Here is a 15,601-nt window from a genome sequence, read left to right on the forward strand (position 1 = left end):
AGGGTAGGGCAGCCTGATCGCAGTCAGGGTCGAGCGTTTGAGTTGCATGTGCGAAGTGCCTGTCTCAGGTTCCTGAAGGTACCGGGATCATTCGGGCTTGATCCCGGTCTCCTGCGCAACCTTGCGCCAGCGGTTGATCTCGTTGGAAACAAAGCGCTGGAACGCCTCGCCGCCCATTGTCGCCGGTTCCGCGCCCTCGCCGGCGAAGCTCTGTCTGAGATCGGTGGACTGCAACGCCCTGGCGAGTTCGCTGCCCAGCCGCGCGGTGATCTCGGCCGGCGTCTTCACCGGAACCACCAGGCCCCACCAGAACTCTGCCACGTAGCCGGGCACGCCGGCCTCGGCGATGGTCGGCACCTGCGGCATGAAACCGGTGCGTGTCTCGCTGGCCACGCCCAACGCCCTCATGCGGCCGGCCTGGACCTGGGTCATCGCCGAAGGCAGGCTGGTCATCACCAGCTGGATGTGACCGCCCATCAGGTCGGTCAGCGCCGGTGCCGCCCCCTTGTAAGGCACGTGGATGATGTCGATGCCCGCCATGCGCCTGAAAAGTTCCGTGGCCATGTGGTTGTGGCTGCCGGTGCCGGTCGAGCCGTAGTTGACCAGCCCGGGCTTCGATTTCGCCAGCGCGAGGAACTCGCGCAGGTTCTTCACCGGCAGCGACGGATGCACCACCATCAGCAGCGGGCCGCGCGCCATCATCCCGACATAGGCGAAGTCGGCGATCGGTTCGTAGGGCAGCCGGGGCCGCAGCGCGGCGTTGGCGACGAAGGACGCCTGGATGTTGAGCATGCTGTAGCCATCGCCGGGCGACCGGGCGACGACCTCGGAGCCGACGATGCCGCCGCCGCCCGGACGGTTCTCGACGACGATCTGCTGACCGAGCCCGGGGCTCATCGCCTGCGCTGTGATGCGGGACAGCACGTCGTTGCTGGCCCCGGGCGGGAAGGGCACGACCAGGCGGATCGGCCTGGCCGGCCAGGACTGGGTCTGAGCCTGGGTCTGGGGCTGGGCCGGGGGCTGTGTCGGTGTCTGGGCCTGTACAGGAACGGTGGTGACTGCGTTGAAAGCGGTGGCGAGGATCGCAGCAAGAAGCGGGGCACACAGCCCGGAGCGCATGGACACCATCGGTAACCTCCTCGTTGCGGGTGCAGACGCGGGGTCTTGTTGCCCGCTCGACCTGCTCTTACCGGATTTCCATGCCGTTGGCGATCTGCAAGTCATCGCGGCCCTCCTGTAACGCCCGGGCCTCGAAAAGATATCGACTTGCCCTGGTCGCTGCCGTCCGGCTCGGACGGCCGTATGCGGCTCGCGATTGCCGCCGCGCGCCAAACGATCTTCCTCGCTGGTGTCTGGCTGAGCCGCCGCACATGCAGGATTTCGCGCACGCCGTGCGCATTCAGGCAGGCCGGAGCCCGCGTTTCGGCAACGACGCGGGCACGGTCGTCAAGCGGCTAGCCGAGACGCGCATCGGGCGGCATGCTCACCGGCGGCACGAAGTAGATGAACATGTTCTCGATGACCTCGCGCGTCAGATCACGCGTAATGAAGACGATGCGGGTGCGCCGATCGCTGGAAGGCCACGCAGGCAGCAGCACCGGAGGATGGAATACATGCTGCACGCCGTGTATGACGGTAGGCGTGTCGTCGCCCTCGAGATTCAGGATGCCCTTGATACGCAGCAACTGCTCTCCTTTCAGACGCACCAGCACGGCAAACCACTGTTCGAACGCCCGCTTGTCGATCGGACGGTCAAACGTGAAGCAGAAGGCACGGATCCTGTCGTCATGGCGATTGACGTCGTGGTGATGAACGGGGTCCTCAGCGGTTAAGGGTTCGGGGCCGCCTGCTATCCGCCTGCCTGACTCAGCGCGCGACGGCGTCACGCCCGGCACATGCTCATGTCCATGTGCATGTGCATGTGCATGATCGTGGTGGTCACTTTCGTCGTGCGCATGCGCATCCGGCACGCGATAGCGTTCCTCGTGCAGCCATCGGGCGACATCCGGAATCTTTCCTGAAATGTTGAACAGACCAAGGTTGAGTACCGCTTCGGCCGCCACCGCACCGTGCGCGCTCACCAGATGCGGCGCACCCGGATTGACGCCGCGCAAACGGACCCGTACCCGCTCGAGCGTCCCGGCGTCGACCAGATCAGTCTTGGTAATCAGCAGTATGTCGGCGACAGCGGCCTGCTTGATCGCCTCCGGGTGGGCGTCCAGGCTCGCCTCGGCGCTGGTCGCATCAATGGTGGTCACCACGCCGTCCAGCCGATAGTGATCGACCAGGTAAGGGTCGGTCATCAGCGTGTGCAGGATCGGCGCTGGGTCGGCGAGGCCGGTGGATTCGATGACTACCCGCCGGAACAGGCGACTTCCCTGGCGGGCGAACCGCCAGGTCGCGTCGCGCAGCGTCTTCACCAGATCCTGCCTGATCGTGCAGCAAAGACATCCACTGCTCATCTCGATGATGGTCTCGTCGGTGTGGGCCACCAGAAGGTGGTCAAGCCCGATCTCGCCGAACTCGTTGATGACAACCAGCGCATCGTGAAGTGCGGGCTGCTGCACCAGGGAATTGAGCAACGTCGTCTTGCCGCTGCCGAGGAATCCGGTCAGGACGGTCACGGGCACGAGCGACGACGGGGGCGTCTTCGGGATCTCGTCATGGTTGGCTGGGTTCATCGTCGTCAGGGCTTCCGGGCAAGGCGTCGTCGGCGCCGTTGGGCATCTGTGACCGCACTCGGCGAAGCGGCGCGCATCGATGGGCGGCGGCCCAGAAAGAAAAGATGCCCGCTGCAGAACCGAGGACGGAAGGGCTTCGCAGTGAACGCCCAGGTTGGCGTTAACGTCCTGCCCGCGTTAATATAAGCAACACAGTTGCATAAAGGAAGACTTTCTTCCGCCTGCATCTACGAAGCATGTCCGCGACGGGAATGCGTTTGCGATAACACCCAGGGAGAGCATGTTCGATGAACAAGGAACTGGTGGAGTTCAAGAGTGAAGGCGTCACGCTGAGGGCGGACTTTTACAAGCCGGCTGGTGGCGTCGGCCCGCATCCGACGATCGTCATGGGAGGCGGTTGGTGCTATGTGAAGGAGCTGATCCAGCCCGAGTATGCGAAGTACTTCGTCGAAGCAGGGTACGCCTGCCTGGTGTTCGACTATAGAAACCTCGGTGAGAGTGACGGTACGCCGCGCCAGCACATCAATCCATGGGAGCAGATCGAGGATTACCGAAACGCCATTTCATATGCAGAGACGCGCAAGGATGTCGATTGCAGCCGCATCGGCATCTGGGGAATTTCCTACTCGGGTGCGCATGTGCTGGCCGTTGGCGCACTAGACTCTCGGGTTCGTTCGATCGTTTCGATCGTGCCGATGTGCAACGGCCTGTACAACATGCGCAGATCGATGAGCAACGTGGGGTTTCGCGAGTTCATGGCACTGATCGAGTCCGACCGGCGCCAACGTTTCCTCACCGGCGAGCATGGCCGGATTCTCCACTCCGCCCATCCGCACGAAGCAGCATCCACGTTTCCGGCGCCTGAGACCTGGCCCGTATTCAAGAAGTTCAAGGAGACGACCGCCCCCAATCATGAGCACTGGACGACCGTGCAGTCGGCCGAGTACGTGCTCGCCTACGATATCGCGCCCTACCTGGAACGGATCATCTACACGCCGACGTTGATGATTACCTCGGCCTACGACGACATCACGATGACCGAGATAGAGGTGCCCTACTTCAACCGGATCCCGTGCCCGCGGAAGAAGCTCGTCCAGATCGGCGGAGGCGCATCACACATGTCTATCTATGAGAATCTTGACCATCTGGCGATCGCCGGGGAAGCGGGCCGCGACTGGATGCGCGAGTATCTCTGAAGCCGCAGTGGGTGATCGGCTGCAGGATATGCCGTCCGGGCCGTGCACAGGGGGGGCGTCGCTGCGCAACGAAATCCGGTCGGGAGCCGTTGAAACGGGCAGCCCCACCCTGAGGAGGATTGATCATGAAAGACGTCAAGGCAGTCTTCCGCAACCTGGAAAAAATGCTGAGGCAAGCCGCCTGGTTCGAGGATGGCTGGGAGATATTCAACCGCGGTTCGTACCTGCAGCTGTACAAATCCAACTGGTACAACGCCAACCAGGGTGGCGTCCATTTCGAAACCTTCATCGAGGATGCCCATTTTCGACAGAAGGCGTTCCCGATCTCCCTGCACGCCGAGGAGGATTGTCCGTCTCAGCAGCGATTCATCGAAGCGCTCATCGATTCCGAGCGCGGCCGTATTCAGGGCTGGAAAGGCTACCGGCTCGTTGGCAAGGGATACACTGTCTGCGAACGCAGCCTGCCGCTGAACTTCAAGGCACTGGAGCAGCGGTTGCTGCAGGAGTTCAATCAGCTCAGGGAGCTTGAAGGTGCAGTCGACAAGACCTTGAGCCAGCTGGAAGGGAAGGCCTGACCCCCCAGGGCATTACGCTGAGAGTGCTGTTGATGAAGCAGAAAAAGAAGAGTCCATGCGTGGATGTCTGTGATTTCTCGGGCCCGAAGGGCTGGTGCCTGGGATGTGGGCGCACCCGCGAGGAATGCCACGACTGGAAGGCGATGAAGCCCTACGCCAGGAGCGTGATCGAGAGCGAGCTGAAGACGAGACTGAGCCGGATCGGTCAGGAAGCAGCGGGCCCTGCATCTTCAGCGGAGCTCTCTCCCAGGCGCATGCCCGGCGTACGGCCACGCTGACGCGCCTCTCGCGCGTGTCGGATACCGGGTGGGGCCGTCAGAACGCCGCCTGGAAAGACAGTTCGAAGCTGCGTGGCTCGCCCAGGATGACCTGATTCTGGCTGGCGCCGGTCCACGTTGCCCAGAGCCGATCGCCGATGTTGCGCACGCGCACCCCGAGAGTCCCGTTGCCGACCCGCCATCCGGCGAACGCGTCGAACAGGGTCGCATCGTTCACCCGCGTAGTGTTCGAGTTGTTGGTGTAGAAGGCACCGATATGACGCACGCCGGCGCCGATCTCGACCGGCATCCCGGAGAAGCGGTAGGTCATGCGGGCGTTGGCCACCCGGTCAGGAACGTTCGGCGGGGTGTTGCCAGCCCGGTTGGCGTTTCCTGCCTCGATCAACGTGTCGAAACGGGCGTCGACCAGCGCCAGGCTTCCGGAGAACGTCAACTGGCGGGTCGCCCGGACCGCAGCGGCCAGTTCGACGCCGCGCGAGGACTGCTTGCCGACGTTGGTCGTGACGTTCGGGTTGGCAGGGTCGCGCGTGGTCACGTTGGTCTGTTCGATGTCATACAGCGCGAGCGTCCATTCGACGCGATCGCCCAGGACACTCTGCTTCATGCCGACCTCGAACGCCGTGCCGCGGGTCAGTGGAAACAGCGAGTTGGCCTGGGAAATCAGCAGTACCGTGGCTACTGGAGCGACCGCGTTGCTGTACTGACCGTACAGCTGTGTCGTGGGCGTGATGCTGTAGACCGTACCCAGTCGCCAGGAGGTCGGCGAGTAGGTCCTCGAGAATTCCTGTCTGGCGACACCCGGGGCGAGATCGACCACCGTGCGATCGACCGTGATGCTCTCATGACGCACGCCCGCGAGCGCGATCCAGGCAGGGCTCAGGTTGATCGCGTTCTCCGCGAACACCGAGTAGACGGGAATCTTGGTGGTGAAGTCCGTCTGATTGCCGGCGCCCGAGAAGAGCGCAGGATCACCCGGATAGAAGCCCGGCGCCGGATCGAAGACGCTGGTGCGCATTGCAACCGGATTTCCGTTGCTGAATCGGCGCGGGTTGGTGAAGTGGGTGAAGCTGACCTCTGCACCGCCGACGAACCGGTTGCGCAGGCCGAACAGCTCGCCGCGGTGGGTCAGATCAAGCCGGTTGCCTACCAGCGTATGGTCGTGGTCGATCTGCACCAGGGAGCGGTCCATCAGGTTCGCCCCGGTGTTGAAGGTGTATGCCTCGGCGTTCTTCCACCGTCGATCCGACTTGTAATAATAGAACTCGTTGCGAAGCGTGATGGCCTCGCTTGCGCGCCATGTGAGTTTCGCCCGGCCGATCACTGAATCACTGCGAAAAACGTTGTCGGTCACGTTGTAGTTGGTCCGCTCGAGCGCACGGTCGAACACCCAACCCCGCGCGTCATTGACCAGACCGGTCGGGTTGCGTGCGACCGACGCGGGAATGATCGGGGTGCCCCAATAGCCCTGGAAATCGTCCTTCGCGTAGTCGAATGACAGATCGAGTCGCACCCCGCTGCCGAAATCGGTGCTCACACCGCTCGTCAGATTGAGCATCTCGCCGCGCGTCCGGTCGATGAAGCCGCCGGTGGCGTTTCGGCTGAAGTCGATGCGAAACGCGCTTGATTTGCCGAGTGCCCCGCCGATGCCTGCTGCGGTGCGCAGTGTGTCGAAGCTTCCGTAGCTGACCAGCGCTTCAGCGGTCGCGACCTCCCGGTTGGGGCGGCGGGGAACGAAGTTCATCGCGCCTACGAGCGCGCCCTCGCCATAGAGCACCGAGGCCGGGCCGCGAAGGATCTCGACCCGCTCGAAGTTCCAGGAGTCCATCGGCCGCGCAGTCATCGAGGCGCCCTGGATCCGGGTGCCGTCGAAAAGGTAGGTGATGGCGTTTCCCGTGAAGCCACGCATCGAAACCACTCCCGGCGCACCCCCGGGAACGCCGGTCGTGACGCCTGCGGCCAGGGCCATGGCTTCGGTGAGCGTGCGCGCGCCCAGGCGCTGGATTGTTTCCTGATCGAGGATTTCCACGCTCGCCGGCGTCTCGCGCGGGGTGAGCCCGATTCGGCTGCCAACGGCGCTTGGTTGGTCCAGTTCGATGCGCTCGGTGGCGCGCGTCCCGCGGATCTCCACTTCCTTCAGTGAACGTTCCTGTGAGTGGGCGAGTGACGGCAGCGCGAGCAGCAGCAAGGCGTACTGTGAATGGCGGCTGAGACCGCGCAGGATGGGCTTTTTCATGGGAAGGGCGTTCCGGGGCAGGTTCGACGGCCTGGCTTCCAGCCAGCGAACACCGCGAACATTCGCGGCAGCCATCGGGTTGAGATAGGATCGCGTTTCCTTAATGCAACTAAGGTGCATGTATTGAAGATATCATTTCGGCGCCGGGACATGCAAGTGTGTGTCGCGCCTGCGGTGCGGTCATCGATGAAGCGCTGGCTGATCCTGCTGCACCGGTGGCTGGGTGTCGCGTTCTGCCTGTTGTTCGCGACCTGGTTTGCTTCGGGCGTGGTCATGATCTATGTCCCTTACCCGCGATTGACCGAGCCTGAGCGTGTCGGCGGCCTGCTCCCACTGAACGCCGAGGCCGTGCGTATCCTGCCTGCGCAGGCCTTGTCCGCAGCGGGCCTGGTGGAGTTTCCGCGCGAGGCGCGTCTGGGCATGTTGCTGGAGCGGCCGGTTTACCGTTTCCTGGACTGGAGCGGTCGCTGGAGCGTGGTGGACGCGAGCAGCGGCGCACTGATTGCTGGCGTCGACGCCGAGGTCGCGTCGCTTGTGGCCAGTGCCTTTGCAGCGCGCTCGGGGAGTGGCGCGGATCCTTCCGGGATCAAGCGTATCCACAACGATCAGTGGACGGTTCCCCAGGTCCTCGATGCGCACCGACCGCTGTACAGGGTGGCCATGGCCGATGCGCCGGGTACGGTCCTCTATGTGTCTGGTCGCACAGGTGAAGTCGTGCGTGACACGACACGCAACGAGCGCTTCTGGAACTGGCTTGGATCGGTTCCGCACTGGATCTATCCGACAATCCTGCGTGAACGCCCGGAAGCGTGGCGGCAGACGGTCATCTGGGTATCGGCGGGCGCGCTGGCGGCGGCGGCCACGGGCGCGGTGCTCGGCGTATGGCGCATGCGGTGGCGGCGCCGCGCCAGCGGTGGCGTCCTCTCCCCCTACCGTGGCTGGATGGCGTGGCATCACTGGACCAGCCTCGTGTTCGCCTTGTTCATCGTTGCCTGGATCGCGAGCGGGCTGCTGTCGATGAATCCCGGGCGGGTTTTCGCGACACCGACCCCGACGCGCGATGCCTTGGTTGCTTTCTCGGGCATACGCGGGCTCGAGGCTCTTGCCTGGTCTGCGGTCGATGTGTCAGCGACCGACGGCGCTCGATCACGCAGCGGCAGGTGCGACGGTCCGGGAGCGCCATCTGCGTCTACTGCCCCGACTGCCGAGATCGACCTGGCGTTCGTCTCGGGCACGATGTGGCTGATCGAACGTTCAGTGGTCGGCACCACTCGGGCGATACGCGCTGGGCAGCCCTGCACAGCGCTGCCCGCGATCCCGGTCTCCACGCTCGTCGAAGCCGCGACAAGCCTGATGCCCGGCTACCGGATCGTCGAATGGTCGATGCTCGATCGCTACGACACGTATCACTATTCGCGCCGGGGCTTGCGCGTGCTGCCGGTATTGAGGGTTCGCTTCGATGACCCTGCAGCGACCTGGTATCACATCGATCCGGCGACCGGACGCGTCGTCGACCGTATGGATCGCTCGCGTCGCGCCTACCGCTGGCTGTTCAACGCGCTGCACAGCCTCGACTTCCCCGGCCTGTACGCTTATCGCCCTTTATGGGATGTGGTCATCGTGTCCGCGAGCGCCGGCGGGCTTGCCGCGAGCATCACGGCAGTTGCAATAGGTTGGCGGCGGCTGCGGGGTCCGCGCCGTGTAGCCCGGCGCGAGGCGCGCGGGCCCTGAGAACCGGGTCGGTCGGGTGCGTCTGCGTCGCTCCTGCGCCTGCAATGACGCCGCTACAGCGAGATGAGTTGTCCAGCCTTCCCTGCTAGAGGCATTCCTTGCAACGACCGTACAGCGTCAATTCATGGCCGTCAACCGCGAAGCCTGGCGGCGCCAGCCGGGAGAGGTCTCCTGGGCAGCCGCTCACGTCGTAGACGCGCTGGCAGTGGATGCACTGGAAGTGGTGGTGATGCTGGCTTCCGCTCTTCTCGAAGCGAGCGTTCTCCCCAGGCAACTCGACAGCGTTGAGTTGCCCCTCGGCAAGCATCGCCTTGAGATTCCGATACACGGTCGCGATGCCGAGCCCGGGCGTCGTTCGTTGCGCGGCGGCGAGGACTTCCCTGGGCAGCAACGGACGACCGGCACGCGAGATGGCGTCGAGGATCGCAGCGCGCTGGCGCGTGTTTCTTTCCATCGTGCAGTTGCCTGAGCATTCGTTGACATTTCCAATGTATCATCCTCTAATGAGATGGCCATATCATTAAGAATCACACCGACCATGAGTCAGTTCGCAGGCTTGGCGCAGTGAACGATCCGTCTTTCCTGCCCTTCCATCGCACGGCAGGCGTTGGTGCATCCAGGTTCGTTTCAGATCCTGCCGATCTGGCATGCGTGTTCGATCCCGAAGTCCAGGTGGTGTGCCTCAGGCGCGAGCCTGACCCGGACATATCACGGCGCCTCGATCTTCTTGCCCGCCAGGGGCAACTCGTGAACGGCTTCCGAACCCGGGTGCCTGCGCCTGAGGGTGGCCCCGCGCACGGCCTGCCGGACAGTCCACTGGCCGACGCTGTCGGGGTGGACGTCGCGGGCCTGCAGGAACTTTTCGCGGACCTGATCGGCTGTCCCGCCATGGGCGTTCGGCTCGAGTTGATCAGCCGGGCCATGTGCCCTCGATTCCATGTCGACAAGGTCGGACTGCGCCTGTTGTGCACGTATCGGGGCGCGGCGACCGAGTGGCTGGATGATCGTGCGGCCGATCGCGGAAAACCCGGCGCAGGCGCGGACTGGCCGGCCGACCCGTCTTCCGGCCTGGCACAGGATGCGGCGGGGATTCTTCAAGCCGCACCTTTCGACCTCGTGCTGCTCAAGGGCTGTGCCTGGCCAGGCAATGAGCGCCTGGGCGCCATCCATCGGTCCCCTGCAGTGACCGCCGATGAGGCGCCACGCGTGCTCCTTGCAATCGATGGATTGTGGATGGACGACTGAGTCCTGGATGCGCGAGACCATCCTGGCCACAGCCTACGGTCGCGCGTTCCGATTTCGATACTCGGAGTCCCGCAACTGTTGCCTTGCACCCTGTCCAGTCCCCCTCAACCGAGGTGCAGATGAATCCAAGTGTCAAGCCCCTTTCCGACAGGCTGAAGCTGCAGGCCGAACAGCTGCGCGTGCTTCGATCCGGGAAGGAAGTGCTGTCTGGCGTGAGCTTCAAGGTGGCGGGCGGCGAGGTCTACGGGCTTCTGGGCGGCAACGGTGCAGGCAAGTCGACGACCCTGGCCGCCTTCCTCGGCTTCGTGCCCGCCGCCAGCGGCCGGGTTGTCGTCGATGGCCTCGATGTCGGTTCCGATCTGGCGGCTGCCCGCCGCGCCATCGCCTACCTGCCGGAAGCGGCCTCGCTGTACGAGCATCTCGATGCCCGCGAGAACCTGGACTATTTCCTGCAGCTGGCCGGCATGCGATGCAGCGCGGACGAGATCGACCTGGCGCTTGACCGTGTCTCGCTGGGTGCCGAGGCGAGAGGCCTCAAGTTGCGAGGCTATTCCAAGGGCATGCGCCAGAAGGTGGCCATTGCCCTGGCCATCCTTCGCGACACCGGCATCCTGCTGCTGGACGAACCGACGTCCGGGCTGGATCCCACGGCCATCGACGAATTCCACGGACTGGTGCGCGGCCTTGCCGATGCCGGCAAGGCCATACTGATGGTGACGCACGATGTCTACGGCGCCTGCCAGGTGGCGGATCGCATCGGCCTGCTGCATGGCGGGCACCTGGTGGCCCAGTTCGAAGCGCCTCCCGGGGGCCGCATCGACACCGAGACCGTGCATCGCGCGTTCTCATCCCGGGCCGCAGCATGAAACGCCTGCGGGTGATCGCCGGCGCCGAATGGCGCTATTGGCTGCGTTCACGGCTGGCGCTGGGCGGCGCCCTGCTGATGGCGGGGCTGCTGCTTGCGACCACGGCGGTCACCACGCTGCGGATGCAGGGTGAGGCCGCCGAGCGCGCGCACCACCAGGCCAAGGCCGAGGCAGCCTTCCTGGCGCAACCCGCCCGCCACCCGCATCGCATGGTGCACTACGGGCACTACGTGTTTCGCACGCCGACACCCCTGGCTGGATTCGACCCGGGGCTGGATCCCGTGACCGGACAGTCGATCTTCCTCGAAGGCCACCGGCAGAACACGCCCATGTTCGCGCCATCCGGTGCCAGCGCGGATCTCGGGGGCTTCAGCTGGCTGAGCCCCGCGATGGTGTACCAGCTGTTCGGTCCCCTGCTGGTGATCCTGCTGGGGCATGGCCTGATCGCCCGCGAACGCGAGGCCGGCACGCTGGCAACCCTGCTTGCGCAGGGCGCGCCCGGTCGGCTGCTGCTTGCGGGCAAGGCGACTGCGCTGCTGTCCGTCATCGTGTTGATGTCATTGCCGCTCGCGCTGAGCGCAGCCCTGGCCGTGCGTGATGGCGATCCGCCACTGGCTGCGGTGGCCCTGGTGGGTGTCTACCTGCTGTACCTGTCGATCTGGGGTGCACTGGCCTTGCTCGCCTCGGCGCTGCTCAGGCGCCGCACGGCCGTGCTCGCGGCGCTGGCAACGCTGTGGGTCGTGCTGACCCTGGTGCTGCCCGCCGTTGCCGTCAGTGCGACTTCGAACGCCGCGCCGATGGCCGGCAAGCTCGAGACCGACCTCGTGATGTTGTCCGACCTGCGCAAGCTGGGCGATGGCTACAACGTGAACGATCCTGCCTTTGCCCGGTTGCGTGCCGAGCTGCTGGCCGAACACGGCGTGCAACGCGTCGAAGACCTGCCGGTGAACCTGCGTGGCCTCGTTGCACAGGCCAGCGAGCAGAAGCTCACCGACACGCTGAATACCTATGCCCGGGCGCAGATGGCGGCGGAAACGCGCCAGGCGATCGTGCTGGCCAGCCATGGCTGGTTCACGCCACTGCTTGCAGTGGCCGATGCGTCGCGTGCGCTTGCCGGCACCGATCTCGCTCACCACCATCGTTTCCTGCAGGAGGCCGAGGCCCTGCGCTTCGCCTTCGTGCAGGGCCTGAACCGGGTACATGCCGAAAAGCTGTCCTTCAGCGACGACATCCGTCGCAGCAGCGATGCACAGGCCGAGGCGCGAACGCGCGTGGATGCCAGCCACTGGCGGTTGCTCGACCGCTTCGCGTTCGAGCCGGATGCGGCATGCAGCCGACTCGCCCGGTCGCAGTCCCAGTGGCTGATGCTCTGTGCGTGGTTCGCTTTCCTGGTCGGAGCTGGCGCGTGGGTCGGCGGACGGCTGAAGCCATGAGCGCGCGCTCCGCGTCCGCCAGCGTCTGGTCCGCGCTCCGTCGCGAGGCGGCCTTCCTCGCGCGTGACCGGTCGGCGTGGGCCTGGTGGCTTGTCGTGCTCTTCCTGTCGGTGCTGGCGGTGTCTGCGGGGCTCGACGAAGTCCATCGGCAGAAGGCCACGATCGCCCACCTCGTCGAAGCTGATCGCGCCGAACGCATGGCCGTGCTCGAGACGCGGAAGGAATGGAGCGCCGTCTATCACAGCTTCCACCTGACCTACGACCCACCGTCCGAGTTCGCGTTTGCCGCGCTCGGACGACGCGACGATGCGGCGTGGAAGCACCGTGTGCGCATGCTGGCGCTGGAAGGCCAGATCCACGAGCGCGACGCCGGTCATCCGGTGCTGGCCCTGGTCGGACGCTTCGACTTCGCGTTCTTCGCGGCCTTCGTGCTGCCCCTGGTGCTGATCGTGCTGCTGCACGGTCTGCGCGCCGGCGAGCGCGTGGCCGGGCGGCATGAACTGCTGGTGGCGACTGCCGCTGGAGACTCCGGCCGGTTGTGGCGCCTTCGCGCCGGGCTGCGCGCCACCGTCGTGTACAGCGCGGCTGTGCTTCCGCTGGTGGTGGCCGCCGGGCTGAGTGGTACCGCCGCACCGACGCTGCTCGCGGCCTGCGCGCTACTGTTCGCCTACGTGCTGTTCTGGACCCTGGTCTGCGCCGTCCTGGCGGCATGGCAGCAGACCGCGGAAGTGATCCTGGCTACGCTGGTGGCGCTGTGGATCCTTCTGGGCGTCGTCGTCCCGGCCGCCGGCCGCATCGCCATCGACCGCGCAGTGCCCATGCCGTCCGGCGCAGACATCGTGATGACCCAGCGCGAGGCGGTGAACGCCGGCTGGGACCTGCCCAAGGCGAGCACCATGGCGGCCTTCGTCGAACGTCATCCGCAATGGGCGGCCTACACCGCGGTCGAGCGTCCGTTCGAATGGAAATGGTATTTCGCCTTCCAGCAGGTGGGTGACCAGAAGGCGCAGGCGCTGTCAGAGGCCTACACCGACGGGCGCATGGAACGCGACCGGCTGGCCGGTTGGCTCGCCCTCGTCGCACCGCCCGTGCTGCTCGAACGTGCCCTTCAGGTCCTGGCGAGGACTGACGTGCGGGCGTCGCTCGCCTACGAGGCCCGGGTGCGCGATTTTCACGCCTCGTTGCGAGAGTTTTACTACCCGAAGCTGTTTCGCGACGAGCGCCTGGAACCGGCCGCTTTCGAAGGCTTGCCGGAGTTTTTCCCTCGAGCGGCGGGCCGCTGACGCTCCGGTGGTTCGACAGGAAGCAGCGGCGCCTCGGGATCGGGCGTCGGGCAGGTCGCGCCTGCCCGGGTCCTTCACTTTCCCGCGCCAGGGGCGATAATGCTCCCATGTTCGCTTCGGCCAGAACCTTCATCCTGAACAGTCCGGTCTGGCTCTCGGTCTCCAGCGTGATGCTGTGCAGCGTCGGCGCGTCGGTGGGGGCGATGGTCACCCTCGGCTTCGTGCTGGGCGCGCCCGCCGACTGGATGTTCGGCCAGGCCCTGGTCATAGCCACCGTCGTGCCCGTTGCCGTGTCCTGGCCGGTCAGCCTGCTCATCTTCCGGCTGCTGCACGAGGTCGAGGACGCCCGGGCCACCGCCCAGCGGCTGGCGTGGAACGACGAACTCACCGGCTTGCTCAACCGGCGGCGTTTCGCCGAGATGGTGCGCCGCGAGCTCATCGGCGCCGAGCGCACTGGCAAGCCGCTGACCGTCGCCCTGCTGGACCTGGACGACTTCAAGCGCATCAACGACCGCCATGGGCACGCTGCAGGGGATGCCGTACTCCGCGAAGTCGCCAGCACGATCCGCGGCGTGATGCGCGCCACCGACCTGTCGGCCCGCTGGGGCGGCGAGGAATTCTGCATCGCCCTGCCCGGGTCTGACCTGGAGGACGCGGTGCTGGTGGCCCAGCGCGTGCGCGCGGCCATCGGCGCACTGCGCGTGGCCACCGAAGCGGGCGAGGGCATCTCGTGCACCGCAACCATCGGGCTGGCCGAGCGCGGCGATCGCGACGAGACGCTCGACGAGCTTTTCAGCCGTGCCGACCGCGCGATGTACCGCGCCAAGCTGTCGGGCAAGAACCGCGTGATGCTGGCCGAGTCGGCCTGAGATCGACTCGACCAGCGCCCGAAGAATCAGATCCGGTAGCGCTCGACGCGACGCCAGTCGACGATGTTCGCGAGGCCCACGAGGTCGTCCAGCCTCACGACACCCTGGCTGATCTCGGGCGACCGCGTGGTGATCTGATCCGCGTACGCCAGGAAGAACGTGGATTCGGCCGGCAGCGATGCGGCGCGCCGGGGAAATGCGGCGGCCACGTTGAGGCTGGCGAATGCGCCCAGTGCGCTTTCCGCGTGCAATCCCACGTTCACTGCACACCCTGCCGTATCGGCTGCGTGCGCGATATCGAGGGCGATGCTCGCGCCCACCCGTGCCGCCTTGAGGCCGATGAAGCGCGCGCCGCGTTCCAGGAACAGCTCGGCGTCTTCGATCGACAGACAGCGCCCGTCCACGACGAATGGAATGGGCATGGCGCGCTGGGTCTCTTCGAACCAGCGATTGGGGCGCAGGTCGCACGGGTCCTCTGCATGCGTCGCGCCCTTGTCCGCGATCAGCGTCACATAGGCTGCAGTCTGTTCGGGCGCATAGGCACAATTGGCGTCGACATAGAAGCTGACGTCGGTGCCCACAGCCGTGCGTATCTCGTCGAGTGCCTTCGCATCGACATCGAAACCCTGCCCGCCCTTGATTTTCAGGGTCCTGAAGCCGTGACGCTCGACCATCGTGGCCGCTTCCCTGGCCATCTCGAGCGGGGGCGCGCGGGTCACGGTCCACGACACGGGCACTTCGGGCGTGCCCTTCCAGAGCTGCCATAGCGGCATGCGCTTTGCCTGCGCGCGCAGGTCCCAGCACGCGCTGTCGATGAGTCCCTTCGCCAGCCGGTTTTCCGGGAACGGGGCGAGACGCTGGCGCACGGCTCGAACATCCGAGAGGTCAACACCCGTGAGCGCCGGCAGCAGCATGTCCTCGAGCACCGCGACGAGCGCCCTGCGCGTCGTGCCGGTCCAGGTCGGCTTGATCGCCCCCTCGGCGACGCCTTCCAGGCCGTCATCCGTGAAAAGCCGCAGCAGCATCAACTCGCAGCCTTCTTCCACCGTATCTTTCCAGTGGATGGGGCGAGGGTAGGGCAGCCTGATCGCAGTCAGGGTCGAGCGTTTGAGTTGCATGTGCGAAGTGCCTGTCTCAGGTTCCTGAAGGTACCGGGATCATTCGGGCTTGATCCCGGTCTCCTGCGCAACCTTGCGCCAGCGGTTGATCTC

The 15,601-nt window shown here is 65.4% G+C and carries 14 protein-coding genes; 9 read left to right on the top strand and 5 right to left on the bottom strand.

What is annotated here, in order from left to right:
* Positions 1–87 precede the first annotated feature (87 nt).
* Positions 88–1,128: a tripartite tricarboxylate transporter substrate binding protein gene (locus tag ING98_08415; protein MCA3101881.1), complete on the bottom strand. Its 1,041-nt coding sequence runs from the start codon at positions 1,126–1,128 to the stop codon at positions 88–90.
* A gap of 326 nt (positions 1,129–1,454) precedes the next feature.
* Positions 1,455–2,681: a GTP-binding protein gene (locus ING98_08420; GenBank protein ID MCA3101882.1), complete on the bottom strand. Its 1,227-nt coding sequence runs from the start codon at positions 2,679–2,681 to the stop codon at positions 1,455–1,457.
* Between the two features lie 287 nt (positions 2,682–2,968).
* On the opposite strand from ING98_08420, the gene ING98_08425 reads away from it, so the two are divergent.
* The 3 genes from ING98_08425 (at position 2,969) to ING98_08435 (ending at position 4,730) form a co-directional block, all read left to right on the top strand.
* Positions 2,969–3,877 (top strand): alpha/beta fold hydrolase, encoded by a 909-nt coding sequence (locus ING98_08425; protein ID MCA3101883.1) that lies wholly within the window; start codon positions 2,969–2,971, stop codon positions 3,875–3,877.
* A gap of 125 nt (positions 3,878–4,002) precedes the next feature.
* Positions 4,003–4,452, top strand: a complete 450-nt coding sequence (locus ING98_08430; protein MCA3101884.1) for a hypothetical protein — start codon at positions 4,003–4,005, stop codon at positions 4,450–4,452.
* Between the two features lie 32 nt (positions 4,453–4,484).
* On the top strand, positions 4,485–4,730 hold the full coding sequence (locus ING98_08435; GenBank protein MCA3101885.1) for a DUF1289 domain-containing protein: 246 nt from the start codon (positions 4,485–4,487) through the stop codon (positions 4,728–4,730).
* A gap of 37 nt (positions 4,731–4,767) precedes the next feature.
* Here ING98_08435 and ING98_08440 read toward each other — a convergent pair whose 3' ends face one another.
* Positions 4,768–6,963 carry a TonB-dependent receptor gene (locus ING98_08440; protein ID MCA3101886.1) on the bottom strand — a complete coding sequence of 732 codons (2,196 nt, stop codon included), beginning with the start codon at positions 6,961–6,963 and terminating at the stop codon, positions 4,768–4,770.
* Positions 6,964–7,149: 186 nt separating this feature from the next.
* Here ING98_08440 and ING98_08445 point away from each other — a divergent pair, with 186 nt between their 5' ends.
* Positions 7,150–8,694 (top strand): PepSY domain-containing protein, encoded by a 1,545-nt coding sequence (locus tag ING98_08445; GenBank protein ID MCA3101887.1) that lies wholly within the window; start codon positions 7,150–7,152, stop codon positions 8,692–8,694.
* An 85-nt stretch (positions 8,695–8,779) separates the two neighbouring features.
* Here the strand turns inward: ING98_08445 and ING98_08450 are convergent, their stop codons facing one another.
* Positions 8,780–9,148, bottom strand: coding sequence for a transcriptional repressor (locus tag ING98_08450; GenBank protein ID MCA3101888.1), 369 nt, complete (start codon positions 9,146–9,148; stop codon positions 8,780–8,782).
* Positions 9,149–9,258: 110 nt separating this feature from the next.
* On the opposite strand from ING98_08450, the gene ING98_08455 reads away from it, so the two are divergent.
* The 5 genes from ING98_08455 to ING98_08475 all read left to right on the top strand — a co-directional run bounded on the left by ING98_08455 (position 9,259) and on the right by ING98_08475 (position 14,390).
* A complete protein-coding gene (locus ING98_08455; protein MCA3101889.1) occupies positions 9,259–9,939 on the top strand; it encodes a DUF1826 domain-containing protein in 681 nt (226 codons plus the stop codon).
* A gap of 119 nt (positions 9,940–10,058) precedes the next feature.
* The gene (locus ING98_08460) at positions 10,059–10,805 is read left to right on the top strand and encodes an ABC transporter ATP-binding protein (GenBank protein ID MCA3101890.1); all 747 of its coding nucleotides are present in this window, start codon (positions 10,059–10,061) and stop codon (positions 10,803–10,805) included.
* Positions 10,802–12,238 (top strand): DUF3526 domain-containing protein, encoded by a 1,437-nt coding sequence (locus ING98_08465; protein ID MCA3101891.1) that lies wholly within the window; start codon positions 10,802–10,804, stop codon positions 12,236–12,238. The genes ING98_08460 and ING98_08465 overlap by 4 nt, the downstream gene beginning before the upstream one ends.
* Positions 12,235–13,521, top strand: coding sequence for a DUF3526 domain-containing protein (locus ING98_08470; protein ID MCA3101892.1), 1,287 nt, complete (start codon positions 12,235–12,237; stop codon positions 13,519–13,521). Before ING98_08465 ends, ING98_08470 begins: the two co-directional genes overlap by 4 nt.
* 107 nt (positions 13,522–13,628) lie before the next feature.
* Positions 13,629–14,390 (top strand): GGDEF domain-containing protein, encoded by a 762-nt coding sequence (locus ING98_08475; GenBank protein ID MCA3101893.1) that lies wholly within the window; start codon positions 13,629–13,631, stop codon positions 14,388–14,390.
* A 26-nt stretch (positions 14,391–14,416) separates the two neighbouring features.
* On the opposite strand, the gene ING98_08480 is transcribed toward ING98_08475, so the two are convergent.
* Positions 14,417–15,508: a hypothetical protein gene (locus ING98_08480; GenBank protein MCA3101894.1), complete on the bottom strand. Its 1,092-nt coding sequence runs from the start codon at positions 15,506–15,508 to the stop codon at positions 14,417–14,419.
* Between the last annotated feature and the right edge of the window lie 93 nt (positions 15,509–15,601).

This window comes from Rhodocyclaceae bacterium, from assembly GCA_020248265.1.
GTDB lineage: Bacteria > Pseudomonadota > Gammaproteobacteria > Burkholderiales > CAIKXV01 > CAIKXV01.

Excerpts from the sequence above, each read along its gene's own strand:
- ING98_08440 (MCA3101886.1), bottom strand. The coding sequence starts at position 6,963 with ATGAAAAAGCCCATCCTGCGCGGTCTCAGCCGCCATTCACAGTACGCC.
- ING98_08415 (MCA3101881.1), bottom strand. The coding sequence starts at position 1,128 with ATGGTGTCCATGCGCTCCGGGCTGTGTGCCCCGCTTCTTGCTGCGATC.
- ING98_08460 (MCA3101890.1), top strand. The coding sequence starts at position 10,059 with ATGAATCCAAGTGTCAAGCCCCTTTCCGACAGGCTGAAGCTGCAGGCC.
- ING98_08470 (MCA3101892.1), top strand. The coding sequence starts at position 12,235 with ATGAGCGCGCGCTCCGCGTCCGCCAGCGTCTGGTCCGCGCTCCGTCGC.
- ING98_08435 (MCA3101885.1), top strand. The coding sequence starts at position 4,485 with ATGAAGCAGAAAAAGAAGAGTCCATGCGTGGATGTCTGTGATTTCTCG.
- ING98_08420 (MCA3101882.1), bottom strand. The coding sequence starts at position 2,681 with ATGAACCCAGCCAACCATGACGAGATCCCGAAGACGCCCCCGTCGTCG.
- ING98_08475 (MCA3101893.1), top strand. The coding sequence starts at position 13,629 with ATGTTCGCTTCGGCCAGAACCTTCATCCTGAACAGTCCGGTCTGGCTC.
- ING98_08430 (MCA3101884.1), top strand. The coding sequence starts at position 4,003 with ATGAAAGACGTCAAGGCAGTCTTCCGCAACCTGGAAAAAATGCTGAGG.
- ING98_08425 (MCA3101883.1), top strand. The coding sequence starts at position 2,969 with ATGAACAAGGAACTGGTGGAGTTCAAGAGTGAAGGCGTCACGCTGAGG.
- ING98_08450 (MCA3101888.1), bottom strand. The coding sequence starts at position 9,148 with ATGGAAAGAAACACGCGCCAGCGCGCTGCGATCCTCGACGCCATCTCG.
- ING98_08465 (MCA3101891.1), top strand. The coding sequence starts at position 10,802 with ATGAAACGCCTGCGGGTGATCGCCGGCGCCGAATGGCGCTATTGGCTG.
- ING98_08445 (MCA3101887.1), top strand. The coding sequence starts at position 7,150 with ATGAAGCGCTGGCTGATCCTGCTGCACCGGTGGCTGGGTGTCGCGTTC.
- ING98_08480 (MCA3101894.1), bottom strand. The coding sequence starts at position 15,508 with ATGCAACTCAAACGCTCGACCCTGACTGCGATCAGGCTGCCCTACCCT.